Source organism: Brucella sp., assembly GCF_032066345.1.
Classification (GTDB): Bacteria; Pseudomonadota; Alphaproteobacteria; order Rhizobiales; family Rhizobiaceae; genus Brucella; species Brucella pseudogrignonensis.
This window is the reverse complement of record NZ_DAMBKZ010000008.1, coordinates 145735-171149: the sequence shown is the minus strand read 5'-3', so window position 1 is coordinate 171149 and position 25415 is coordinate 145735. Positions and strand designations below refer to the sequence as shown.

The following is a 25415-nucleotide window of genomic DNA, read 5'->3' as shown; positions in this document are numbered from 1 at the left end:
TATACCTAGGTTTGGGTCCCAACTCTGCTCGCCAATAGACCTAAGTATCTGAACACTATCCGTTCATCTGATTGAGCTGCCTTGCTGCGCTGCCTAACCTTGGAGCGCATTGAAGCTGCAAAGGAGTTCGATCATGCCCGGCGATAATCCCTCACACGCACTCGCTGCAGGCACTGTTGCGCCTGCGTTCACTTTACCTGCAACGGCGGATCAGACGGTATCGCTCAGCGATCTGCGTGGCGCTCCGGTGATACTCGCATTTTACCCGGCTGACTGGAGTCCGGTCTGCAGCGATCAGATGGGACTTTATAACGAAATTCTGCCGGAATTTCACCATGCGAAGGCGCAGCTGCTCGGCATATCGGTAGATGGTGTGTGGTGCCATGCCGCCTTTGAAGCAGAGCGCAAATTGCATTTCCCGCTTCTCGCAGATTTTGAACCCAAGGGTGAAGTCGCCCGGAGCTATGGCGTCTATCGCCAAAAGGATGGCGTGGCAGAGCGTGCGCTGTTCGTCATCGATGCCGATGGCATTATCCGATGGAGCTATGTTTCTCCGCTGGGCATCAACCCTGGCGCCGATGGCATTCTTGAAGCCCTCGACATGCTTGAGGCCAAACCAACCACTAAGGAGCTGCAATCATGAGCAAGTTGAGCATTCCGGTTAGTAAACAGGATCACATCCAGGGATATGAGACAGCCGCTGTAACCCTTGTCGAATATGGCGACTATGAATGCCCATATTGCGGCGAAGCTTATTACGTTCTCAAAGCAGCGCAGCAGGCAATGGGTGAGGATCTCCGCTTCGTGTTCCGTAATTTCCCGCTTGCCGAAATGCATCCCCATGCGCTTCACGCAGCGGAATTTGCTGAAATGGCCGCTACACAAGGCCTGTTCTGGCAAGCCCATGATCTTCTTTACAAAAACCAAAGCGCGCTGACCGATCATGATCTTCACGAATATGCGACAGCTCTCGGCATAGCGCCAGTAACCCTCGCAACCGCCTTCGACGGTCGTTTTCAGGAGCGCATTGAAACAGATTTTCGCGGTGGATTGCGAAGCGGCGTCAATGGCACACCCACGCTTTTCATCAACGGCACGCGATATGACGGTCCGCGCGACGCAGCAAGTCTGGTTACTGTCCTGCGAGAAGTGAAGGATTTGCTTGTCTGAAATCATGACTGATAGATGCATAATCGCCTCGGGGACCAGCGCCCCGAAGCTTCATCTTTCTAAGGTAGGATATCCGTCTTTGCCGTTCTGATATTTGGCTCTTCTGGCTTCATGTAAAGAGCTCTGTCGCCGCCAACTTCAAGCATCAAACTCCGCTCAATTGCGGCCACATAATCCGCAGATGACGCGACCTGCAAACGCCTGCCCGATCCCTGATCATGGAGGACATCTTTCCGCACTGTAATGATGTTGGTTATATCGGCATTTGTGTGGGAAATATTCGCCGGACCACCATCATAAGTCGATACATTTACAATGAGCCTGTTCGCACTCCATGTGACCATTTTCACATCAGCCAAAGCCGCATTGATTGCCGTCAGCATTGTGCCGGCCTCGCCCTTAATACCGTCATAGCGATAAAGTGCTATCGCTGTAGCCGCAGCTTCAGCATCGCCTTCATCGCAGATGCGCGTCCATGGCAGAACAGATTCAGACTGGCTGTCACCCGACCACTCGATATAGGCAATTGCCACACACTGGTTCGGGCCGCTGGTCATAACGCGGTGCAAAGAACGCAGTGCCGCCATATGCCCCTCGCGCACCATCTGGACGTCATCGACATCTGGCAACGATGACCGATCGACAGCAAAGACAACAGCTGCATCAACTCTGTCCGACGGTAAAGCCTCACCCGCGAGTGCCTTCTCGTTCGGAAACAAAAGCGACCCCAGCAATAGCACCAGAACTGAGATCAGAACTGACCGCCCGTCTTCACCAAAATTTGCGTATTTGCCAAACATGGTCGCCGCCCCGTTTTACCGCCGACGATCCGTCAGCGGATTGGAGGGGACCATATTCTCCTGATGCAACTGCTAAAATACGACAGGTGCCGTATTTCATGCTGCCCGCCTAGTTGGTAGCTTTTGGTCAACAGCAGCACATGCGCTTACATTCAAGCAAGCCATTGCTTGAATGGCGGTTCTGGCAGTTGGGGTGGCTTCTGCCAGAGCCGCGACCGCAATATTATGCCGAAGGCAATCCAAGACGCACCGCATAGGCCGTCAGCTCGGCACTGCTATGGAGATCGAGTTTGCGCATGAGGTTTTCGCGATGCTTGCGGGCGGTGAAAACGCTGATACCGAGCCTGTCCGCTATTTCCCGTGTCGTCGTACCCTTTGGGATCAATGCCAAAAACTGCAGCTCACGTCTTGTAAGCGGCACGGGCGACAAGACATCGATATTGGGTTCAGGCTCATGGCCACTCGGACGGTTGATCGCGGCACCAATATGAGTTGCGCCATTGCTGTGACCGTTTTTCAGATTGGTGATGGTGGCAAGCAATTCGCTCGGATCGCCATCTTTCGTCAGATAACCATTGGCACCAGCATCAAGTGCTGCACGGATCGAGCGGGATTCACTGTTTGCAGACAGAATGAGAATTTTCAACTTTGGATAGGTCGTTCGCAATTGTTCTATGAACTGAAAGCTGTGAAATCCCGGCATACCAAGATCAAGCAAGACCATATCGCAAGGCGTCTGAGCCAGAAGCCCCAACAAAGAAGAACAATCACCGACCTCTCCAACCACAACTGTTTCGCTTAAAGTAGAAAGAAGTAGTTTAAGTCCCTCGCGGACGATATTGTGATCGTCAGCCAAGATTACCCGGTAGTTTTCCCTCATCGATAAGATGCCCCTCAAGCCCAAAAGCGAATACAGGATAGCATTATGGTGGCATTAGCGCTCTCTGAAAAACACAAAAAATCTATGAGAGTTAATCCAATAGACGAGACGCGGATCAAGCAGGCGCTGATTAATACGCTCTACAAACATTCGGCGGGCGTGCTGCTGACCAATATCTTCGTGCCGATCCCCTCGCTTCTGATATTCTGGGGCAAAGTGCCCAATGTGTGGCTCATTGCATGGTGTGTTTCGGTTTATTTGCTGACAATCCTTCGCATGATCGTCACCCGTGCGTTTTTCCGCCATCCGAAAACACCGGACAGCTATCTGAAATGGGCCTGGACAGCGGCTGGCTTCTCGTGGCTATCGGGTATGAACTGGGGACTACTGGGTTTGATCGGTTTTCTCTCGGGCGAACCACACCTTCTTTCCTTCGCAATGATCGTCATGACTGGTCTGACCTGTGGGTCCGTACCCACTTCGTCGGCATTTCTTCCGGTCCTCGTCGGATCGCTGTTCACAACCGTTCTGCCAAGCACGATCTATTGCCTCATGAGTGAGGGTGAGATTTACAACGCCTATCTGTTTTTGATTGCCTGTCTGGTTATCATCAACGTGCATCATGGACGTGTGACCCACCGGGATCTGGCCGAAACAATCCGATTGCGCTTTGAAAATGAGACGCTCGTTGATCAGCTCAAAAGTGAACGGGACAGAGTGGCAGCTGCCGATCGCGCAAAGACGCGCTTCCTCGCAGCTGCAAGTCACGATCTCCGGCAGCCGGTACATGCACTTGGCCTCTTCAATTCGACCCTGGCAGCACTCGCAGGCAGAGGAAATGTCAATGGCGCCGACGCCGCTAATATTGCTGGAAAGATCAGAAACGTCGTCGCCAATCTAAGCTATCTGCTCAACGCATTGCTCGATGTTTCACGCCTCGACGCTCAGATTGTGACACCCAATCGCGAAACCATCTCGATTGGCGAATTACAGGATAATCTTCGCAGCGAATTTGCGGGCCTTGCCGAAAGCAAAGGTCTTCGATGGAGAATGGTCCGATGTGACCTTCATACAGACAGCGACCCCATGATGCTGCGGCAGATAATAGCCAATCTGATCGCCAACGCCATTCGCTACACGACAAGCGGAGGCATACTCTTTGGCTGTCGTCTCAGAGGCAGCAATATCGAAATTCAGGTCTATGACACCGGGCTCGGTATCGCCGAAAACCAGCACGAAACAGTGTTTGAAGAATTCGTGCAGCTGCATAATCCTGAACGCGACCGCGACAAAGGACTGGGACTCGGCCTGTCAATTGTGAAACGCACAGCAGAGCTGCTCAACCATCCGATCCGGCTTTGCTCGCAACCCGGCAAAGGATCGATGTTTTCAATCGTCGTACCGCTTGTCGTTGACCAGCGCCAACCGAAGAAGCCTGCCAGAAGCCCGCTTCAGACGGGTGGAAACATTTTCATTATTGATGATGAAAGCACCGTCCTTGATGCACTCACGGGGCTTGTCGACGTTTGGGGGTACCGAGCCTATGCGGGGCGCAACGCTGACGAAACATATGCCGCCTGGCTGGCCGATAAAACAGCGAAACCCTCTCAAACTGACCTTGTCATCGTGGATTATCGCCTTGAAGGCGGCATGATAGGAACACAGGCCGCACGCAGATTGTTCGATAAGATTGGATACGAGCTGCCAGTGATCATCCTCACAGGCGATACATCGCCTGAAAGGCTGCGTGAAGCCTCCGCGAGCGGTTATATGCTGCTTCATAAGCCGATTGATCCCGCCGAATTGCTGCAGGCTATCCAGAAGCCGGTATAAAACAGCGTTCTTTCAACCTTTAATCCGTGAGACTGCTCTATCGCACGAAAAATAATCAGAGCCTGGCTTGAAACCGCAAAATCGTTTCCTAAGTGATAGCCAGTGGACCGGGCCCCTCTGGCGGTTTTTCCAAACCGTGATGTCGGCCACTTCGAGCAAGCTCGAGGTCAGCCCGGTAAACCCCAGCCGACCTTGTTAGATTTGAACAGAGGTCGGATATGGAAATCTTTACTTCACTCTTCATGGGAACACCGGTCTGGATGTGGCTGGTGTTTATCGGCATCGTTCTGGCTTTGCTGGTGCTCGATCTTGGCGTCTTCAACAAGGAAGACCATGAGATCGAAATCGGTGAAAGCCTGAAAATGTCGGCTTTCTACATCACACTCGGACTGGCCTTTTCCGGCTTTGTCTGGTGGCAGATGAGCAGCGAGGCCACGGCGCAATATCTCACCGCATTCGTGGTCGAGAAAACGCTGGCTCTCGACAATATCTTCGTTATTGCGCTGATATTCAGCTTCTTCGCAATCCCGCGCAAGTATCAGCACCGCGTCCTTTTCTGGGGTATTCTCGGTGTTATCGTGTTGCGCGGCATCATGATCGGCCTCGGCGCCACAATCGTCGCAAACTACCACTGGGTTCTGTATCTCTTTGCGGTCTTCCTCATCATCACCGGCATCAAGATGCTGTTTTCGGGTGAAGATGATGAACCGGATATGAGCCGAAACCCGCTGCTGCGCTTTGCCCGTAAGCACATGCGTGTCACGGATGAACTGCACGGCAATGCCTTCTTCGTACGGTTGAAAGACAGTGCGACCGGCAAGATGGTACGCTTCGCAACGCCACTATTCCTGGCGCTCATCATGATCGAAGTGGCGGATCTGATCTTCGCTGTAGACTCCGTTCCGGCAGTCTTCACGATCACCACCGATCCCTTCATCGTTTACACATCGAATATCTTCGCAATTCTTGGCCTGAGAGCGCTCTTCTTTGCCCTGTCAGCCATCCTGCATCGCTTCGCCTATCTTAAATATGCGCTGTCGATCCTGCTGATCTTCATCGGCTCCAAGATGTTCATTGCGGATCTGATGGGCTGGGAAAAATTCCCACCGTCCTGGTCGCTCGGCATTACGTTTGCGATCCTTGGTGCAGGCATTGTCATATCGCTTGTAAAAACCAAAGACGCGGACAAGTCCGTCAGCCACCATCAGTCATAAGACTGCCAAACCAACATATCAGCCCGGCCCTCTGGTCCGGGCTGATTTCAAGATCAATAAATGATCTCCACCCCTGCTCTTTCCAGCGCTGCATAAACCGCACTGGGTGGTGGCTGATCCGTGATCACCAGATCAATGCCCGATGTTGGCAGGATCGAAAACTTGTCCGATCTTTGCAGCGCCGTATGGCTCGCCAGTACGACGAATTTTCTTGTCTGGCGGCGCACCACTTGCGCAAGCTGAAGATGCCTGTCCGACGGCCCAAGCAATCCACGCTGCACATCAAAGCCGCTCGCTCCCATGAAGGCGATATCGAAAACACGGCGCGAAATGATTTCCATCGCCTCAAAACCGAAGGAAGCACGGGAATGCTTGTCGAATTGCCCGCCGCAAAGCGTAAGATCAGTCTGCCCGCCCATAGACAGGACAATCATGATATCGACCATCAGCGATGTGGCGATGATCGGTGGCTCATGACGCGCCTCCCAAGCGGTGGCCAAGGCGGTTGAACCACCGCTGAAAAATACCGACATGCCCGGTTTGAGCAGTCCATGGGCAAGCCGGGCAATTCGCTCCTTGGCTTCACGATCGGCGCCGATACGCAAGTCAATATGCGGCAGTCCCTTTGCCGTGACGGCACGCGCCCCGCCATGAACGCGCATCGCTTGCCCCCTCTCCTCCAAAGAAGCAAGGTCTCGTCTGATGGTTTCTTCTGAAACCGAGAATATACCCGCCAGTTCCGTGCAGGTGGTGTCGCCCTGTCTGATGAGACGATCACGGATTCGATCCTGCCGATCCGAGGGCCGAAGAGGTCTTTGTGCCATTTTAAGGTCATGCCATTGTTACGTCGCGGCAGACCTAACGAACTTACCTCACAGGAATACGACAAAATCTCACCAAAACGGTCATTAAACGGGCAAATAGCGCAAGAGCCGGTCGAAACTCACAATTCGCATGTCATTCACGCCCGATAGTTTGTGCCCAAATCGGACACAGGAGTGACGGACATGGTTGAACTTTCAAGGCGCAGTTTTCTGACAGCCTCCGCTGCATTGGCAGCCACAAGCACCTTTGGTATTTCTTCGGCTTTTTCCGCCGATGCCAAAATTGAAATCTCCAGCATCTGGGGACCGGACAAGCCATTTCAGAAAGTCGTAGACGCTTTCAACGCGCTGAAGACCGGCGTCACCGTCACCAACCGCTTTGATGGCGATTATGAAACAGCCACTGCCAAGGCACTCGCCGGTATCGCTGCAGGCAAGCCGCCAGCAATCATGGTAACGGGCTGGAAGTTCGGCTATTTCGCACGCCGCACCCTTGGTGCCCGTGATCTCAACGAAATCGATTCAACCAAGGCAAAGGCCATCATTGCGAATTTCGTTCCTTCGCTGATGCCGCTGGTCACCATCGACGATGCCGTGATTGGCCTGCCATGGGCAATGTCCACACCAATCACCTTCATCAACAGCGCTCTTTGGGCGGAAGCCGGTCTTGATCCAAACCTTCCGGAATATCCGGATACAGATTGGCTCTATAAAGCTGCGCGCACGCTTGATGAAAAACTCAAAGGTAAACATGCCACCTACCGGTCGGCACTTGCTCTTTCCAACAATGAATGGACCAGCCAGTCCTTCATTCAGAATGCCGGTGGCTACATCATCGACCCCGAAGGCAAGCTTGCGCTTAACAGCGATGAGGCTGCAAAGGGCATGGAACTTTTCTGCCAGCCAGCCCATCAGGGGCTCTGGACTCCCGTCAGCGGCAAAGAGCAGGATGCCGCTTTTGAAGCTGGCGCGCTTGCGATCTGCACCACAAGTTCGACACGCGCTGCCAGCTTCCCGTTTGGGAGTGCCAAGGCGATCACCGCTCGCTTCCCCGGCATTCCGGGCCATGCCCGCAACATGAACAGCGGCGGAAACTTCCTCGCGGTCTATGCAAAGAATGACGAACAGGCCAAGGCTTCGCTTGCGTTTCTTGAATTCTGCGCCTCGCCTGAAGGTCAGAAGATCTGGTCGGAAGTTGGCTATCTCAACACATCCGTTCACGATATTCCGCTGATTAACGACTTCATGAAACCTGCTGCGGGTCAGCTTACCGATGGTTTGACTGCCGAAACCATCTGGCCGGGCAAGCGCGGTCTTGAAGGCCAGAACATCTGGCGCAAATGGGTATCACGCATGTTGCTGAAAGAAACGGATATCAAATCCGGCCTCAAATCAGCTCATGACGAACTTGCAACCGTGCTGGTGGATGCCTGACGCGAAATGTCGAAACCTCTGTTTGCAAAGCTGGCTCCGTGGATTTTCGCGGGGCCAGCCGTCCTTTCCGTCATTGTTTTCCTTTATGGCCCGATCATCGCTTCGGCGGTTCTGTCGGTTGTTGACTGGAACCTGCTTTCAACCGATGTCAGCTTTGTTGGGCTCGACAATTACAAAAGCTTATTTGCTGATGCCGATTTCCGGCTCGCAGCCTGGAACACGGTGCTTTACTGCATCATTCTCGTTCCGGCGCAGATTATTCTACCGCTGATTATCGCAGTGATGATCCATGCGGTGCAGGGCTCCAGGCTCGAACGCATCTATCGCGGCGCTTTCTTCCTGCCGACCATCCTCGCCTATTCTGTCGCAGGCGTTGCATGGTCATGGCTGCTTAATCCGGTCAACGGGCTTTTCAACGAAGTTCTCGTCTGGTTCGGATTGCCAACATCCATGTGGCACCTCGATCCGGATCTCGCACTCTTATCTGTATCGGTCGTCACGTTCTGGAAAAGCTTCGGCCTCAACATGCTGTTATGGATCGCAGCGCTTGCCAATGTTCCGCAGTCTTTGCGCGAAGCGTCGCGACTGGATGGTGCTGGCGCATGGCGGCGCTTTTTCACCATCGAACTGCCGCTGATTACACCGACCGCCTTCTTCATTTCGGTCACAACCGTATTTTCGGTGCTTGACGATATTGTGGGCGTCGTTGACGTTCTGACGGGTGGCGGACCAGCGGGCAGAAGCTCCAATCTGCTTTATTTCCTCTGGCAGCAGGGCCTGCAGTTCTTCCAGTTCGGCAGAGCAAGTGCAGTCGCCATGATTATCATCGTGGCAGTCCTTCTCATCACCTGGGCGCAGTTCCGCTTCGGCGAAAAGCGGGTGCATTATCAATGACTGTAAATTCTCTCAGCGCCACGCTCCAGCGTGGTACACTCCATATTCTTCTCATTGTGCTGTCGCTCATCACGCTGTTTCCACTGTTGTGGATGGTGACATCTGCATTCACACCAAACGAACTGATTGCGCAAAAGGCGCTGCGGTTCTGGCCCGAGCAGATCACCTTGTCGAACTTCCAGCTTGCAGCGGATCGTTATCCGATCTGGTGGTGGCTGTTTAACTCCGTGGTGACATCGGCTGCCATCACACTGGGCAAACTCATCATCAGCCTGCCCGCAGGCTATGCTTTTGCCCGAATGGAATTTCGCGGCAAACAGTTCCTGTTCTGGGTGGTGATTGCCACCATGTCCTTTCCGACGGTTCTCGCGATCATTCCCACCTACATCGCGGTGGTGAAGATACAGGCCTTCGATACCTATTGGGCCATGATCATCCCTTCGATCCCCTATATCGGCTTTTATGTCTTCTATTTCAGACAGTCGTTCCGCTCGCTTCCCGACGAAATGTTCGAAGCAGCGCGCATCGATGGTTGCGGAATCTGGAAACAGTTCAAGGATGTGGCCATACCCAACGTGCTGCCAGCCATTGCAGCCCTTTCCGTGATTTCTTTCATGGGCGCGTGGAACATCTATCTTTGGGGACAACTCGTCCTCGAAGACACCGGTCGAAAGACACTCACCACGGGCATTGCCATGTTTGCGGATGTGGACGGCGCTGAAACCCCATGGGGACCACTGATGGCGACCAGCCTTCTCTCCGTATTACCCGTACTCGGCATGTTTCTTCTGGCGCAACGTTACATCGTTGAAGCATTCTCGGCCGGCACAGGAGAGAAATAATGGCGCGTGTTCTGGTAATCGCACATCTCAACCATGATCGGATCTGGGAGCTTGACGGGCCACTCAAATCCGGCTCCCGCGTTTCGTGGGGAAAGCGTGAGACAAGGCTCGGTGGCGGTGGGTATTTCACCGGCTCACCATTTCTGGCACTGGGGCATGAGGTAGCGCTGGTCAGCTCGCTTGGCAATGATGCGCTTGGTGAAACAGCCCGCTCTGAGCTCTCAGAACTCGGCTTCGACATGCAGCATGTTTGCAGGCGAGATAGTGGCACTCACATCACCGATATTTTGCTTGAGCCTTCAGGCGAACGCACGATTTTAACACCGAGCCAGGGACCGATGCGATTGTTCCGGCTTGATGGCGATGTCAAAGCAGATGCTGCCTATATCAATTGCTTCAACCCAGATGCGACGATCCTTAAAGCGCTCGATTCAATCAGTTTGGTGGCGTCTCAGTTTCCCTTGTCTGAAAGCTCCGTGCCGCGACCAGCGGATCTCATGATCGGCTCAAAAGGCGATTTTCCGGAGTTGGATGACGATGCGCTCTGGCGCAAAGCACAGCATTTCTGCGGTTCCCGCCTGAAGCATCTCGTGATGACCGACGGTGCGCGCGCCATCACCATTCATGATGGCGAGCAAATAAGGAATGTCACCCCCATAAAACGCGCTGTCGTCAAAAACACCATCGGCGCGGGCGACCATTTCAGCGCCAATCTCGTATCCGCGCTGCTTGCGGGAACAGCGATTGAAGATGCCGCGCGCAATGCCAGCAAAGCAACCGCCGATTGGCTGGAACAGCGGGATCAGGAAAAATATTAAGCGCTTTGGTCCTGTGTTGAAATCTCAAATTTGAAGATGCAAAGCGCATGACATTTCGCTTTGCGGAAATGGAGAAAAATGGCCGGTATCATCATGAAGGACCTCAAGAAGGTCTATGCTGGCGGAGTGGAAGCCGTGAAAGGCGTATCCATCGATATCCGTGCAGGTGAATTTATCGTCCTGGTGGGTCCGTCAGGCTGCGGAAAATCAACGCTGCTGCGTATGGTTGCTGGTCTTGAAGACATTTCAAGTGGTGAAGTCAGCATTGGCGGACGCATCGTCAACGAGGTTGAACCTGCTGATCGTGACATCGCAATGGTGTTCCAGAACTATGCGCTCTATCCGCATATGAGCGTCTATAACAATATGGCCTATGGCTTGCGCAACCGCAAAACACCAAAGGCCGAAATCGAAACACGCGTGGCGGAAGCCGCCCGTATGCTGGAGATCGAACCGTTTCTTGATCGCAAACCGAAGGCATTGTCTGGCGGTCAGCGCCAGCGCGTTGCCATGGGGCGCGCAATCGTGCGCAAGCCTTCCGTCTTCCTTTTTGACGAACCACTATCCAATCTCGATGCCAAATTGCGCGTCACCATGCGCGGCGAAATCAAGCGATTGCAAAGGCGGCTGGGCACGACCTCGCTCTATGTAACGCATGACCAGCTCGAAGCCATGACCCTCGCGCATCGTCTTGTCGTGTTGAACAAGGGCAGTATCGAGCAGATCGGAACCCCGCTTGAGGTTTATCACAATCCGGCCTCGACTTTTGTCGCGAGCTTTATCGGCTCACCAGCTATGAACCTTCTTAATGCCCGGCTCGCCGGCAACCGTCTGATGATCGATGACGCTACCTTGCAGCTTTCAGGCAGTCTTCCCTCATCCGGTCCGCTCACAGTGGGGATCAGACCGGAGGATCTCGTTCTGGCGCAGAACGGTGTGAATGCACTTAGTTTCACACTCGATCATGTCGAAGAACTCGGCGCCCAGCGCCTCGTTCATGGTATGGTTGGCGAGCAGCGGATAACTGCAGCCTTTCCGCCTCACATCCCGATCAGCGATCATATGCAATTGACGGCAGGCACCGATAAGCTGCATTTTTTCAGCGCAGACACCGGCAAGCGGCTGGTTACAGCCCAAAGTCCGATTGTTTCGCAGAAAACATCAGGCCTGTCGCTCGTCTGAGGTCAGATGTGCAAACAGGCTCCTTGCTAAAGGCGTTAACGTCGTTTCATCTCGCACACAGACTGCCAGCTGGCGTGTTGCCCAACTGTCGGAGAGCTTGATGATCGCTATCGAAGAAGATCGCCGGAAACGCCGCGCCGCCGTTTCCGGTATGATGGCAACGCCCACGCCCTCGCCCGCCATCCGGCAGATACCCTCAAAGGTCCGCAACCTGATACGCGTTTTAAGCCGCAGGCCGATTTTCAGAGCCTGTGCATCGATGTGATCCTGTAATGCGCCTGTACCGAGCGCGATAAAGTGCTGGTCAAGCAATTCGTCGAGCCGGACGCCGTTGCGTAGGGCAAGCGGATGATCCCGCGCGCTGACCAGCACCAGCCGATCAATGGCAAAGGGTTGCAGATGCAATCCGCTGGTATCGACCGCATCGGACAGAATACCGATTTCAGCAAAACCTCCGGCGATACTTCTGGCAATTTGAATGCTCTGGCGCTCTTTCAGGTCGATATCGGCCTGAGCGTTGCGTGCGAGCCAGGGAGCAAGCCGCGCCGGAAGAAACTCCGTCATCGCAGCAGTATTGGCCAGAACGCGGATTGTCCCGCGCAGGCCTTTTGCATATTCGCCAAGCTCGCCCCGCATCTGCGCGATCTGATGCAAGATCGCGCGCGCATGATGGACCAGCGCATCGCCAGCTTCGGTCGTCGTGATGCCGCGTCGTCCGCGTTCAAGCAACATCACTTCGCTGAGCGTTTCCATATCGCGCAGCCTCTCACTGGCCGCCGCCAGCGAAAGGCCAACATCGGCGGCACCATGGGTGATACTGCCGGCATCTACCACAGCGAGAAACAAGCGAAGGTCAGTCAGGTCAAAGCGCATAAGGCAAGACTATCGCATAATTAGGCTTCGGACCAGCCGAAGCCATGTTGCGGAACTTCCACATTGTTCCAGTGCCTGAGATGGTCCATGCAAAGCCATGTTTGATTTATCAACGACACTGATATTGACGATTGCAGCCACGTTCTTTGCTGCCGGTATTGTCAAAGGCATTACCGGCATGGGCTTGCCGACACTGGCGATGGGCGTGCTGGGCAGCCTGATCTCACCACTGGCAGCGGCAAGCCTGCTGCTGGTGCCGTCTTTCACGACCAATGTCTGGCAGATGATTGCCGGACCAAATTCGGTCGCGCTGGTCAAACGGTTATGGCCGATGATGCTCGCAATCATTGTCGGCACAATGCTCGGTGTTTCCTGGCTGACGAAGGGTGATACCACTATCACGACCGGTACACTGGGTGCCTGTCTCAGCCTCTATGCAGCCTTCACACTGCTGGCACATCCCTTCAAGGTCCCTCAGAAGCTTGAGACCTGGTTGTCACCGGTCGTAGGCGCGATCACAGGCTTTATTGCCGGAGCGACCGGCGTGTTTGTGATTCCGGCAGTGCCTTATCTGCAAGCACTTGGACTTGAAAAAGACGAACTCGTTCAAGCGCTCGGCCTGTCCTTCACCATATCGACAATCGCTTTGGCATTAGGGCTCGGGGTTCAAGGAGCGCTGGTTTTTGATCAACTCGCAATCTCCACTATGGCGATTGTTCCGGCACTCGCTGGAATGTGGGCCGGACAAGTCATTCGCAGGAAAATCAGTCCCGTCATGTTCAGACGCGGCTTTCTGATCTGTCTGCTGCTGCTTGGTTTGGAAATGTTGCTGCGGCCACTTTTTTAGATCATGAACGCAAAGCAGATGCCGGGCTCATGCGCAGCGTCATCAACGCCGGAACCAGTGAAACCACCGCTGCAACAGCAATAAAGCCAATAGCAAGCCAGACATCGCTCATCGCAAATTCCACCGGCATCCTGACTGCTGTTGTTGCGGTGAGCCATGATGTGATGGCCCGCGCTGCCGCATAGCCGATTGCCAGTCCAAGAAAGATTCCAAGCAGCAGCAGGAAAAACAATTCGCCCCAGACAATCGCCATGATGGAGCGCACCGGCGCACCAAGCGCCCGCAGCGCACCGATCTGACGTTTTCGCGCGCCGATATGCATGACCGCAACCAACAACAAGGCGAAGACCACAATCACCTGCGTACCGATGGCGATACCAAGCAGCAGGCTGCGTGCATCTCCCAATGTTGAATAGAGCCTTGTGAGAACCTCTGCCGGGAAGATCGCCAATGTGCGATCAGAGCGATATTCCTGCCGTAGCCGATAGGCATCCGCAATCGTCTTTGGTTTTACAAGAATAGCGGGAACACCGGGGCTATCGGCATCGAAAGTCTCGTCAAGCGGCGCATTGACGTCGATTTCGTGATCATGGTCATGCGGCTTTTCATTGATAAGCACACCAAATCCGTTACCCGGCTTTTCAGCATGGTCGTCATGCTCGTGTTCTTCATGAGCTTCCATGCCATGCAGCTGCCAGACAGTGCGAATGGGAACCAGAATGGACCGATCCCATGCAGTGCCGGTCGGAGCCATTTTGCCAGCTACATGATAGCTGACCTCGGTATGTGCATGGCCGCCGGTCTCAACAGTGCCGTGCATTGGATTGACTTTAGCACCGACAGCTAGATCGACTGCCGAACCGATAATTGCCTCGCCCAGACGTGCGAACATCGTGCCTTCGGCAAGCTGCGGTGACAGGGCGGAAACAAGCTCGGTTGTCGTGCCGACAATGGGAAAGCCCATCGCGCTATCGCCAAAGCCTATGGGTGCTGCGAAGGCCACGCGCTTGTCATTGGCAAGTTTGCCCAGCATCGCACCCGACATCAGCGGCAGAGGCGACGGCTGCAAAAAGACCGACGAAAGTGTGAGCTGCGTGTCACTTCCTGCAGCACCGATCACAAGGTCAAACTTGTCAGATGCCCGCGCCGTCCCAAGCCGCACAGCCCGTTCCTGCAAGGTTACGACTGAACTTAATGCAACCGACAAAGCCAGCAGAACGATGATGGCGACGGCCCCACTCCAGAAACGGCGCAGATCGGCAAGAATGAATGCGATCATGACAATTCCATCTCCGCGCTGTCGCTTGCAATTTTTCCGCCTTCAAGGCGAATGCGGCGCTGCAAATATTGCATCAGCTGCGGATCATGCGTGACGACCACCAATGTCGCCTTTTCTTCGGTCGCAAGCCGCACCAGAAGCTCGGCAACATCGGCACCGGTTTTCTGATCAAGACTTGCAGTCGGTTCATCGGCCACGATCACGCCGGGCTTAGAAAGGAGCGCACGCGCGATAGCCACGCGCTGCATCTCACCGCGCGACAGCGTTTCGATATGTTGGTCCGGGCGGGTTATTCCGACTGTTTGAAGCAATTGAAGCGCGCGTGCGCGATCATCAGCCTTCACCCCAAAACTCAATTTGAGCGGCAACAGCACATTGGACAGTGCGGAAAGGCCGGGAAACAAGTGAAAATCCTGCATCACCAGACCAATGTTGCGCGCACGAAACGCATCGCGCCTGAAAGAAGACAGGCTGCTGATTGCCGTTTCGCCCCAAACTACTTTGCCGGCTTTCACAGGTTCGAGACCCGTTATAGCGTTGACCAGCGTACTTTTCCCCGAGCCGGAGGCACCGGTAATTGCCAGATGACCACCAGCAACCAGACTAAACTTTTCAATGGAAAGCACAGGGAGAGCCAACCCCGGAAAGCGCACTTCCAGATCGGTAATATCGAGCGACAGGCCCGATGGCTTGGCAAGCATCATCATCAGACCGTTTTGAAAGAAGCGTCACGCAGACGAAGCTGACTGACGAAGCCCGTTTCAGGGTCTGTCCATGAACCATATTCCAGCGTGCCGCGCGTCAGAATTGGCGCATTGAACTGCACGAATGTCTGTTTGGATGCCAGATAAACAACCATGATATTGTCGGGCCAATCGGAATCCGACGAGCAGAATGGGCAGATCGACATCGGAATTTCAGTCAGAACGAAGAAATTGGCTTCAGCCTTGAGTGGCGGTGCCATGAACCCGCTGATTGCCACTTCCTTGCCGGAAGCATTTTTGACCTGATCAGAAAACTCCAGACCCAGCACGCCAAAACTTTTATACAGATTGTCAAAGCCAAGCTGCTCTGCGGCTTGTGCCCTGTTTGCAATGCACATCAAAGGCGCAGCTGCCAATGCACCAAGCATGAGTTGCCTGCGATTGAAATGCGGTCCTGTGCGCATCTTGCCCTCCTGAAGAGAAGTGGACAGGCGGAAAACCCGCCTGTCCTTGATCAAACGAAGATTACTCAGACTTTGCCTTGCCGAGCGCAAAGGTGTCAGCAAGCACACGGTAAACATCGCTCTGTTCCATATAGCCGCGCAGACCCTCGGAACCTGGACCCGTTGCCTGAAGAACAACGTCATCGACCGCGTGAACGCCGGTGTCATCTTCCTTAGGGATGTTGCCCTGAACGAAGACTGCGCCCGGAACATCCTTGTAAGCCTCATTGGCTACATATTCGCCCTTCTCGTTCTTAACGGCTGGCACGAAGGCGCCATCCATCTTTGGACGGAAGGTTTCGTAATGATCCGGGCCGTTATTGGCGGCGAGGAACAGACGACGCGAAACATCGATGCGATCCGGATAACCGTCGCCATTGGTGTCTTCGTAATTCGGGAATCCGGCGGCATCGTAAGTGCCAACCTTTTCGCGCATTTCATCGCCTGGCTTTTCATCATCGACTGTACCAATGATGGCGACGCCATGGGTATGATCGCCGGTGACGATAATCATCGTGTCCGGGTTCTTTTCGGCAAATTCGCGGGCAACGCCAACGGCCTTGTCGAACTCGATGGTTTCGACCAGCGCGCGATCCCAATCAAGCGGATGGCTCATCTTATCAACCGATGCGCCTTCAACCATCAGGAAGAAGCCTTCCGGATTCTTGGAGAGCTTTTCGAGTGCCGTCTTGGTCATTTCCACCAGACCCGGCTGGTTCGGGAACTTGTCAACCGTGCCTTTCTTGAGGAACTCACGATCAAGCGTCACATCGAGGTTGCCGGTATGGAATAGACCGAGCAGCTTGTCCTGATTGGACTCACCCGATGCAGCAAGCTCGTCCTTGCTTGTGACCAGCGCATAGCCGGCATCCTTGAACAGCTGGATATAATCCTTGTCGTCCTTGCGCTTGGAACCCGGAACGTCCTTGGCGAGGAAGTAAGCAGAACCGCCGCCAAGAATAACGTCAGGCTTCACATCATACATCATGCCGACAATATCAGCCTTGTCGGAACGCTTGCGCGTATGTGCGACCAGCGCGGCTGGTGTCGCGTCCTGAAGTTCGGATGTCGAAACAATGCCGATGGACTTCTTGGTTTCACGACGCATTGCTTCTGCAATGGTTTCAACCTTCGGGTCGTCCTGGCTGTCAGGTGTACGATCGGCATAAACGCCAAGTGCATTCACGCGTGACTTATGGCCCGTCATATAAGCCGACATGGTGTTGGCACTGTCGGTCGCAATCGAATGGGTCGACGACGTGCCGATGAAAGCAACAGGTGGAATATCATCCATGTTGAGGCGGCCATTGGCCTTACCCTCAGTCATGCCCTTTGACATGATGCGTGCGCCGGTGCGGTGCGCGACCGATAGACCGTCAGCGATCAGGAAGATGATGTTCTTGGCTTTGGCTTCATTGCCGGTCGCATAGACATCCCAATTGACAGACTTGGTTTCGTCGCCAGCAGAAACTTCAACCTTGTAATCGCCAGCCTTACCGATTTTCAGTCCGCGCAGAATAAGAGCAGAGCCCAGAACCTTGTCTTCTGCGCCCTTTTCTTCAGCGGTAAACTCGGCTTTGCTGCCAAATACAGCTTCATAGTCCTGTCCATTGACGGTGACTTTCACGTCCTCTGGCTTAACGACCTTATCGAACTCAACCTTGAAATCGAATGGCGAATTGACAAGGATTGTCGCCCGGTCAATCGGATAGACGGTTGCAGCACCAGCCGCAGTCGTCAGCATGGTTGCTGAGGCGAGAGCAAGAAGCAGTTTGCGCATATCAGAAATCCCCACTGTGTAATGCGTGTGAGGGTCAGATAAGAAAGCTAGATGACACTGGTATAACAGTTTGCCGATTAATTGGTAAAACTTGCTTTGCCGGCTATTGAGAGGGCAACTCTCCTTTTGAATAAAGATTTTGCGGCTCACAAGAAGAACTTATTTGATCCATCTCATTGTTTATAAATAATAATTTTCAAAATATCTGGTATTCATGCGGGTGTAAAAAACTTGGGCTAATTGTCTGCGGATCAATCAGACAGGTGACCTATGATAAGCAAAACGCTCTCGATCATTCCATTGACCGCACTTCTGCTCAGCACAGCCCTGCCTGTCTTTGCGCAAGACAAAGTGCCCGCTTTGGTCGGCGAGTTTGTTCTGCCCACCGGCCTGAAACTCAATGGCGTTGAGTTTGGCGGCATTTCCGGCCTTGATTACGATCCGGCCCAAAATGTCTATTATGCGATTTCCGATGACCGTTCAGAGAAGGCACCTGCCCGTTTCTACAAGCTTAAACTTGATATCGACGCATCCGGAATTCACGGGCTGGATATTCTGGAAACCAACACCCTGCTTGATGCCGAGGGAAAGCCTTTCGCAATCAAGGATGTCGATGCGGAAAGCATTCGCTTCAACCCTGAAAGCCAGACGCTTTACTGGTCCAGCGAAGGCGACCGCAAAGGCAAGCCTTCTGTTCGTGAAATGAAGCTCGATGGAAGCTTTGTTCGTGAATTCAAACTGCCGGAAGCCTATTTGCCGGATGAGAATAAAACGCGCGGCACGCGAAACAACCTGGCTTTTGAAAGTCTCGCCATCACAGCCGACGGCAAGACGCTGCTTGCAGGCACTGAAAATGCTCTGGCTCAGGATGGTGAGATTGCCACGCTTGATAAAGGCAGCAAGTCACGCATCATCTCCTTCGATATCGCATCGGGCGAAGTAACCGCCGAGCATGTCTATGAAACTGATCCGGTTTTCGCAAAGGCAACGCTACCGCCTTTCTGGAACGACAATGGATTAAGCGAGTTCATGACGGATGGGCCGAATCTTCTCACTGTGGAGCGAAGCTACGCTCACGGTGTGGGTAACCGCATCAGCATTTATCGCGCATCCTTCGATGGTGCGACTGATGTGAACGGCAAATCATCGCTTGAGGGGATCGCAGCCACACCGTTGAAGAAAGAACTCTTGCTGCGTCTTGATGAAGGTACGTTCGGCCTCGATATCGACAATATCGAATCCATCACATGGGGTCCGGAAATCGATGGTGCGAAAACGCTGGTGATCGCGTCCGACAATAATTTTAATGCCGACCAGTTTACCCAGTTCGTCGTCATCAAGCTTCCATAGCAGCTGTCATCAAACCTTAATCGTGATGATAATCACCCGTCACAGGGCCCCTTTAAGGACCATTGCGTTTGTTTTCGCAATTTAGGGGGTCCCTTATGCGCCTTGGTTATCTTCTCGCTTCCATTGCCACGATTGCTATGACGTCTTCGGCCATGGCTGAAGAGACATTCACCGCTAAACTGGCAGGTCACGCCTATCTGCCAGCTCTGACGCTGATAACACCGCCTGCCGATGCACCCCGCGACGCCTGGGTTTCCGGCAAATTCACCGGCAAGGCACGCAATGACAAGCCAATGAGCGTCATGGGCGATGTTGGCAAGGCCTATGGCAGCCACACCACCGGTATCTCGCTTCCCTTCATCGGCCAGCCGGTACAGGGCATGTCAGGTTTCGCGATGAACCGCGCAGCCGATGGCAGCATTTTCACACTGACCGACAACGGTTTTGGCACCAAGGCCAACAGCCCGGATGCACTGCTGTTCTTCCACCGCATGAAGCCTGATTTTGAAACCGGCAAGGTTGAGCGCGTGGAATCGGTATTTCTGCGCGATCCCGACAAGAAAGTGCCGTTCCGCATCGCTTATGAAGGCACCGATGGCCGTTACCTGACGGGTGCGGATTTTGATCCGGAAAGCATTCAGTATCTCAATGACGAAATCTGGATTGGTGATGAGTTTGGCCCTTACATCATTCGCGCTGGTCTCGATGGTCGCGTGAAAGCCGTCTATCCAACCATGCTCGATGGTAAGCAGCTGACAGGACCGGATACACCGGGCATCGTCGTGCCAGCCGTTGCCGGCAAGGATTATCGCGTTCAGCGTTCGGGCGGTTATGAAGGCATGGCATTGCAACCAAAGACCAACCAGCTCTGGGCCATGCTTGAAAAGCCGCTTTTCGACGACAGCGGCAAGCCGGAAGGCGATTTCCTGCGCGTCATCACTTTCGACACCGGCAAGGGCGAATGGACCGGCAATAGCTACCGCTTCCGTTTGGCTGAAGGCGCAACCGCTATCGGCGATTTCAACTTTATCGACGACACCCGTGCGCTGGTCATCGAGCGTGACAATGGCGAAGGCGATCCAAGCCTTGAATGCAAGACCGACGATCTTTCGGCCTGCTACCCGCTGCCAGCCAAGGTCAAGAACATCGTTCTCGTCGATACATCTAAAATCGACGCTGACGGCTACATCCATCGTATCGGTCATATCAATCTGATGGACATTCAGGACCCTGACAACAAGGCAATCCTGAAGACCGCAGCAGCACGCGACCTCAAGGGCAAGTTTACCTTCCCGTTCTTCACCATTGAAGACGTGATGCGCGTTGACGATACGCATATCCTGATCGCCAATGACAACAACCTGCCATTCTCGGGCGGTCGCCAGATCGGCGAAGCTGCCAATAACGAGTTTATCCTGCTCGAAGTCGCAGATTTCCTAAACGCCAAGTAAGTCTCGTTCTGAACCACTGGCGGGCACTGCATAGTGCAGTGCCCGCTTGCGCATTCTGCAAAATAAAGACATTGCTCACCTCCATAGTCGGCAGACAGCGAAGAGCAGAGAAGCAGAATGACCGTTAGAGAGATCGTCAAATTTCCGGATGCAGCTTTGCGTGCAGCAGCAGCACCTGTCACCGTCTTTGATAATGATCTGCGTCTTCTCGCACAGGATCTGCTCGACACGCTGCGCGCAGCACCCGGCATCGGCATCACAGCTCCGCATATCGGCGTTCTGACGCGTGTTGTGGTGCTTGAGCTTTCCGGCCCCGGCAGCGCCAAGACCTATATCAATCCCGAAATCACATGGGCTTCCGATGAGAAAATCCGCCATCAGGAAGGGAGCGTCTCCATGCCAGGTGTGGTGGACGATGTTGAAAGACATGCCCGCATTCATCTGCGTTATCAGGATATCGATGGCAAGGAGCTGACTGAAGAATCCGATGGCTTGCTCTCTGTGTGCCATCAACACGAGATTGACCAGCTCGACGGCATTTTCTGGCTTCAGCGCCTTTCAAAACTCAAGCGCGATCGCCTTATCAAGCGCTATCAAAAGCTTTCAAAGTAAAAACGAAAATCAGCAATTCAGCGAAAGTTTTCGCAGCTGCCTGGCCGGAATAGGTGAAGTTCCTCAATCTGAAACGCTGATCCGGAACACGAGAAGCGTGTTGCGGTTGATTGTATCCGCTGCGCTCGTTCTATCTCTTTGTTCTTGCGCATGTCGTTATCGGATCGTAGCGGGATTAAGAAATCAGTCCAGTGGACTGATTTCTCCGCGAAGGCGGTTCCCATTTTTCAGCGAGCCTGTTGCTCGCGCCGATATCTCAGGCAGCGTTAGCCACCTGGCTGGCAGTTCATGTTAGTGAATGCTGTGAGTTCGTTCTTGTTCTCACTGAAGCCGAAAGCTTTGACGGTGAGCTTGCCAATCATCGTATCGTTGCACAGCATGATTGAGGTCGGCTTTTTACCTGCAAGCGTCATATCGCAAATACCACCGAAGCTTTCATTTCCGTTATCGTTCTGCGTTCCGATTAAGAGATCGCATTTCAGCTTTGCAGCAATACCCAGCTGGGTCAGATCTTTCGCAAATTCATCGCTGCGTTCTGATATCTCTTTTGCATCAGTGATATCGCGCACCTTTATTGTTTCGGCAGCCACTGGCGCAGTCAAAAAAATCAAACCGGCAGTCATTAAGCTCGCCAATCGGAAATACATGTTTTCGTCTCCTAAGCTGTAATCAGAACTGAATTCGCAGAACAGTTTATCAATACAATCACTTTGCCCGCGTCCAGCCCCTATATGAATTATGGTGAACCCAACGGGCAAGGTTATATCTCATCAGCGCTTACCCAAGCTTGCGGTAAGCAGGAAGCCACCAGCTGTTGCAAAGGACAAGATACGGTTTTTCGTTCCGTTACGCCTACGAAACGGAACATTTTACCAGCGCTCTATCTCTTTGAAAAAGATGGCACTATGTCGATTTAATAAACCTAAAGGAGACTATTGTTTAGCGACTCTGATGGTCGCGGGAGAGGTCTTTTTCCTCTTCCGGATGAGTGATGGAGTATTTGAATCAGCACGTCCTCACTGTCAGGCACTATAGGGCGATTTGGTTAAGAATGTCTACGTCTAACCGCAGAAAAGCGCTCAACGCCTATTTCAACCGCTGAATCATCAGGCAGCCGTTTCACGACTGACTACCTCTGCCTTAAGCCTCCCCGAGCCATCCTGTAGAAATCGAGCCAGCACAGCAATGTTTGCCGAGCACACAACACGTTTGCTTTCCACATAACGTTTCAAGATTAAGTCTGCCCCGCTCCCAACCGTCGGCAAGGCACAGCAATCGCTTTTAAAGCTGAACTTTCAGAAGCGATTGCAGATATGAGAGACAGCTGATCTCGGCGCAGCTTGAGAGCGGAACCAGTCGTTCAAGAAACTCTGAATGCGCAGTGTCCTTATTCTGCCAAATCAAATGATGTCTGTCGGCCAGCTTTGTGAATCTACCCCGTTCTCCGACACGCGAGCGACCAGCGCACCGCATCAGCCAACATGAGGTTTTACTGCCAGGAAGATAGAAGACCGATTCTCCCACAAGTATTGTTACTCTCTTCAGCAATCTTGCTTGAATGCGAGAGGGAATCTCATAATTTCAGACCACAAGCCTGAATAGACTGCCGTCTATTATCCTTAATTCTCTTTATATTCAGGCAGATAGGATGTTTTCGATTCGTCTGGACTATGATTCCGGATAGGCAAACCTGGGACGCTAACCATTTGTTAATATACGCCCCTTGCAGCAAAATAAGAATCGGACATAATGACGGTATTTAGACGGTATTAGTTCCAGTGCCGTCACTAGGGATCCCAAGTCTATGAATATCGCAAATAAAGCAGAGCAAGTGTCGTTCGACGACATGATATTGACGCAAGGGCGAGAGATCTCGCGCAAGCTCAATCTGCTGCGTCATGAAAACTTCCCGCCAGATGCGCGCAAGAACTTGCGTCAGTTTTCCATGGCCGAAGCTGCTTACTTCCTTGGTGTATCTCCGAGCAATCTCAAGAAGCTTCATCTGGAAGGTAAGGGCGTTGAGCCGATCATCCTTTCGGGTGGTCGTCGCGCTTATACTATCGAGCAGCTGCAGGAACTGCGCCAGTGGCTCGATCAAAACGGTCGTGCTGAGGTGAAGCGCTATGTTCCACATCGCCGTGGCAATGATAAATTGCAGGTTATCGGCGTTGTGAATTTCAAAGGCGGTTCCGGCAAGACAACGACTGCCGCACATTTGGCGCAGCATCTCGCCCTCACCGGCCATCGCGTGCTTGCCATCGATCTTGATCCTCAGGCGTCACTCTCAGCTCTGCACGGTATTCAGCCTGAGCTTGATGAATTTCCATCGCTCTATGAAGCTGTTCGCTATGACGAACAACGCAAGTCGATCCGCGAAATCATTCGCAAGACCAATTTCCCCGGTCTCGACATCATCCCTGCGATGCTGGAGCTGCAGGAATATGAATATGACACCCCGCTTGCAATGCAGAATGGTGGCGAAGGCAAAACCTTCTGGAACCGCATTGCGGTTGCTCTTGCTGAGGTGGATGCCGATTATGATGTTGTCGTCATTGATTGCCCGCCGCAGCTTGGCTATCTGACGCTGACCGCCCTTTCTGCCGCTACATCGGTTCTCATCACGGTTCATCCGCAGATGCTCGATCTTATGTCGATGTCGCAGTTCCTGCTTATGCTGGGCGATATTCTCAAGACAGTTCGTCAGGCTGGCGGCGCAGTTCAGCTCGATTGGTTCCGCTATCTGATCACGCGCTACGAACCGACCGATGTTCCTCAGGCGCAGATGGTTGGCTTCATGCAAAGCATGTTGGCATCGCACATGCTCAAGCATCAGATGCTGAAATCAACCGCCATATCGGATGCGGGTCTTACCAAGCAGACACTGTATGAAGTTGAGCGCTCTTCCATGAACCGCGGAACTTATGATCGCGCTATGGAAGCCTTGGAAGGCGTTAATTCGGAAATTCGTGGGCTTATTCATGAGGCCTGGGGTCGTTAGACGGCAGTCTAATTCGGAAAATATGGAATAAAATCAGGCTTATGACTGGTTTAAGGATAAGAGAATGGCACGGAAAAACATTTTTCAGAGCGTAATGCAGACCGAAGAAGCGGAAGAAAAGTCCGTTTCGCCGGTCGAAAATGTTTCGCGCCGTTTTGGTGCTGCAAAGTCTTTGTCTGCATCTATCGATGAACTTGCCAAGCAGGCTTCTCAGAAGCTCGATGGTGAAACCATCATTGAACTTGATCCTGCCGTTCTTGATGCATCTTTCATCGCTGATCGCCTGCCTGAAGCGGATGATCAGGAATATGCCGAGCTGCTGGAAGCTGTTCGCGAACGTGGACAGGATAGTCCTATTCTCGTCCGCCCTCACCCGGAGACCAGCGGTCGCTATATGATCGTCTTTGGTCATCGCCGTGCAAAGGTTGCTCGTGAGCTTGGCATCAAGGTCAAGGCTGTCATCAAGCCATTGGCTGATCTTGAGCATATTCTGAGCCAGGGTCAGGAAAACTCTGCGCGCGCCAATCTCAGCTTCATAGAGCGTGTTCTGTTTGCCGCTCGGCTTGAGGAACTGCAATATAGCCGCGAAGCCATTCAGGCTGCTCTTTCTATCGATTATCAGACATTGTCGAAGATGTTGACCATTCCACGCGCTATCTCGGAAGAGATGCTCGTGGCTATCGGACCGGCAAAAGGCATTGGTCGTGATCGCTGGCTTGAACTGCGCAAGCTGATTGAGATGCCTGGCAAAGCAGATGCTGCGCGCGAACTGATGGATACTGATGCATTCAAGGCAGCACAGTCGAGCACGCGCTTTGAACAGCTTTATGGATACCTGAAAGGTTCAAACCAGAAGAAGCCGGTTACGAAGGCCGCTTCGCGTACTGGTTCGACCTGGAATGCCGCTGATAAGAGCGTCAGCGCAACCATCAAACAGAATGGCAAGACAGCAACGCTGGCGCTCGGTGCAGCCAATGGACCGCGTTTTGCCGAATGGATTTCGCGTAATCTGGATACGCTTTATGCGTCATTCAGCAACGACGAGAAGGAGTAAGCGTACTGGGTGAGGGAACTTATCCTCGCCTGTCCTGCGTAACGTATAAAAGTGGAAGAGTGCAGGTGGTGGT

At 53.2% G+C, this 25415-nt stretch carries 24 protein-coding genes; 15 read left to right on the top strand and 9 right to left on the bottom strand.

Annotated features, from left to right (window positions below; genetic code table 11):
• Positions 1-133: 133 nt before the first annotated feature.
• Positions 134-643 (top strand): peroxiredoxin, encoded by a 510-nt coding sequence (locus RT142_RS12435; protein ID WP_105520075.1) that lies wholly within the window; start codon positions 134-136, stop codon positions 641-643.
• Positions 640-1170, top strand: a complete 531-nt coding sequence (locus RT142_RS12430; protein ID WP_113159709.1) for a DsbA family protein — start codon at positions 640-642, stop codon at positions 1168-1170. Before RT142_RS12435 ends, RT142_RS12430 begins: the two co-directional genes overlap by 4 nt.
• 59 nt (positions 1171-1229) lie before the next feature.
• Here the strand turns inward: RT142_RS12430 and RT142_RS12425 are convergent, their stop codons facing one another.
• Positions 1230-1970 carry a DUF1194 domain-containing protein gene (locus tag RT142_RS12425; RefSeq protein ID WP_313028892.1) on the bottom strand — a complete coding sequence of 247 codons (741 nt, stop codon included), beginning with the start codon at positions 1968-1970 and terminating at the stop codon, positions 1230-1232.
• A gap of 223 nt (positions 1971-2193) precedes the next feature.
• The gene (locus tag RT142_RS12420) at positions 2194-2826 is read right to left on the bottom strand and encodes a response regulator (RefSeq protein ID WP_231193316.1); all 633 of its coding nucleotides are present in this window, start codon (positions 2824-2826) and stop codon (positions 2194-2196) included.
• A gap of 108 nt (positions 2827-2934) precedes the next feature.
• Here RT142_RS12420 and RT142_RS12415 point away from each other — a divergent pair, with 108 nt between their 5' ends.
• Entirely contained in the window at positions 2935-4683 is a 1749-nt protein-coding gene (locus tag RT142_RS12415) for a hybrid sensor histidine kinase/response regulator (protein WP_313028887.1), read from the top strand.
• A 218-nt stretch (positions 4684-4901) separates the two neighbouring features.
• Complete coding sequence (locus RT142_RS12410) at positions 4902-5897, top strand: TerC family protein (protein WP_313028884.1); 996 nt, start codon at positions 4902-4904, stop codon at positions 5895-5897.
• A 53-nt stretch (positions 5898-5950) separates the two neighbouring features.
• On the opposite strand, the gene RT142_RS12405 is transcribed toward RT142_RS12410, so the two are convergent.
• Complete coding sequence (locus RT142_RS12405) at positions 5951-6721, bottom strand: DeoR/GlpR family DNA-binding transcription regulator (protein WP_094544480.1); 771 nt, start codon at positions 6719-6721, stop codon at positions 5951-5953.
• 183 nt (positions 6722-6904) lie between these two features.
• Between RT142_RS12405 and RT142_RS12400 the strand changes: the two genes are divergently transcribed.
• From RT142_RS12400 to RT142_RS12380, 5 genes are all read left to right on the top strand, one after another.
• On the top strand, positions 6905-8155 hold the full coding sequence (locus RT142_RS12400) for an extracellular solute-binding protein (RefSeq protein WP_313028881.1): 1251 nt from the start codon (positions 6905-6907) through the stop codon (positions 8153-8155).
• Positions 8156-8161: 6 nt separating this feature from the next.
• The gene (locus RT142_RS12395) at positions 8162-9049 is read left to right on the top strand and encodes a carbohydrate ABC transporter permease (RefSeq protein ID WP_313028878.1); all 888 of its coding nucleotides are present in this window, start codon (positions 8162-8164) and stop codon (positions 9047-9049) included.
• Positions 9046-9891, top strand: a complete 846-nt coding sequence (locus RT142_RS12390) for a carbohydrate ABC transporter permease (protein ID WP_313028876.1) — start codon at positions 9046-9048, stop codon at positions 9889-9891. Before RT142_RS12395 ends, RT142_RS12390 begins: the two co-directional genes overlap by 4 nt.
• Positions 9891-10709: a PfkB family carbohydrate kinase gene (locus RT142_RS12385; RefSeq protein WP_313028873.1), complete on the top strand. Its 819-nt coding sequence runs from the start codon at positions 9891-9893 to the stop codon at positions 10707-10709. Before RT142_RS12390 ends, RT142_RS12385 begins: the two co-directional genes overlap by 1 nt.
• A 78-nt stretch (positions 10710-10787) precedes the next feature.
• Positions 10788-11891: a sn-glycerol-3-phosphate import ATP-binding protein UgpC gene (locus tag RT142_RS12380; protein WP_313028870.1), complete on the top strand. Its 1104-nt coding sequence runs from the start codon at positions 10788-10790 to the stop codon at positions 11889-11891.
• Here RT142_RS12380 and RT142_RS12375 read toward each other — a convergent pair.
• On the bottom strand, positions 11871-12764 hold the full coding sequence (locus tag RT142_RS12375; protein WP_313028868.1) for a LysR family transcriptional regulator: 894 nt from the start codon (positions 12762-12764) through the stop codon (positions 11871-11873). The two genes, RT142_RS12380 and RT142_RS12375, sit on opposite strands and share 21 nt — an antisense overlap.
• A gap of 97 nt (positions 12765-12861) precedes the next feature.
• Between RT142_RS12375 and RT142_RS12370 the strand changes: the two genes are divergently transcribed.
• Positions 12862-13611 (top strand): sulfite exporter TauE/SafE family protein, encoded by a 750-nt coding sequence (locus RT142_RS12370; protein WP_079213327.1) that lies wholly within the window; start codon positions 12862-12864, stop codon positions 13609-13611.
• 1 nt (position 13612) lies between these two features.
• On the opposite strand, the gene RT142_RS12365 is transcribed toward RT142_RS12370, so the two are convergent.
• The 4 genes from RT142_RS12365 to RT142_RS12350 form a co-directional block, all read right to left on the bottom strand.
• Complete coding sequence (locus RT142_RS12365) at positions 13613-14890, bottom strand: ABC transporter permease (protein WP_113159701.1); 1278 nt, start codon at positions 14888-14890, stop codon at positions 13613-13615.
• On the bottom strand, positions 14887-15597 hold the full coding sequence (locus RT142_RS12360) for an ABC transporter ATP-binding protein (protein WP_313028862.1): 711 nt from the start codon (positions 15595-15597) through the stop codon (positions 14887-14889). Before RT142_RS12360 ends, RT142_RS12365 begins: the two co-directional genes overlap by 4 nt.
• Positions 15597-16058, bottom strand: coding sequence for a hypothetical protein (locus RT142_RS12355; protein WP_112812643.1), 462 nt, complete (start codon positions 16056-16058; stop codon positions 15597-15599). Before RT142_RS12355 ends, RT142_RS12360 begins: the two co-directional genes overlap by 1 nt.
• Positions 16059-16119: 61 nt before the next feature.
• Positions 16120-17877: an alkaline phosphatase gene (locus tag RT142_RS12350; RefSeq protein ID WP_007877488.1), complete on the bottom strand. Its 1758-nt coding sequence runs from the start codon at positions 17875-17877 to the stop codon at positions 16120-16122.
• 270 nt (positions 17878-18147) lie between these two features.
• Between RT142_RS12350 and RT142_RS12345 the strand changes: the two genes are divergently transcribed.
• From RT142_RS12345 to RT142_RS12335, 3 genes are all read left to right on the top strand, one after another.
• Positions 18148-19227, top strand: coding sequence for an esterase-like activity of phytase family protein (locus tag RT142_RS12345; protein WP_313028858.1), 1080 nt, complete (start codon positions 18148-18150; stop codon positions 19225-19227).
• Between the two features lie 95 nt (positions 19228-19322).
• A complete protein-coding gene (locus tag RT142_RS12340; RefSeq protein ID WP_064321327.1) occupies positions 19323-20678 on the top strand; it encodes an esterase-like activity of phytase family protein in 1356 nt (451 codons plus the stop codon).
• Between the two features lie 117 nt (positions 20679-20795).
• Positions 20796-21290, top strand: a complete 495-nt coding sequence (locus RT142_RS12335; protein ID WP_151563938.1) for a peptide deformylase — start codon at positions 20796-20798, stop codon at positions 21288-21290.
• 266 nt (positions 21291-21556) lie between these two features.
• Here RT142_RS12335 and RT142_RS12330 read toward each other — a convergent pair whose 3' ends face one another.
• Complete coding sequence (locus RT142_RS12330; protein ID WP_313028853.1) at positions 21557-22048, bottom strand: hypothetical protein; 492 nt, start codon at positions 22046-22048, stop codon at positions 21557-21559.
• 1046 nt (positions 22049-23094) lie between these two features.
• Between RT142_RS12330 and repA the strand changes: the two genes are divergently transcribed.
• Positions 23095-24288 carry a plasmid partitioning protein RepA gene (gene repA / locus RT142_RS12325; RefSeq protein ID WP_007877477.1) on the top strand — a complete coding sequence of 398 codons (1194 nt, stop codon included), beginning with the start codon at positions 23095-23097 and terminating at the stop codon, positions 24286-24288.
• Positions 24289-24352: 64 nt separating this feature from the next.
• Positions 24353-25342 carry a plasmid partitioning protein RepB gene (repB, locus tag RT142_RS12320; protein WP_313028851.1) on the top strand — a complete coding sequence of 330 codons (990 nt, stop codon included), beginning with the start codon at positions 24353-24355 and terminating at the stop codon, positions 25340-25342.
• The last annotated feature ends 73 nt before the right edge of the window (positions 25343-25415 follow it).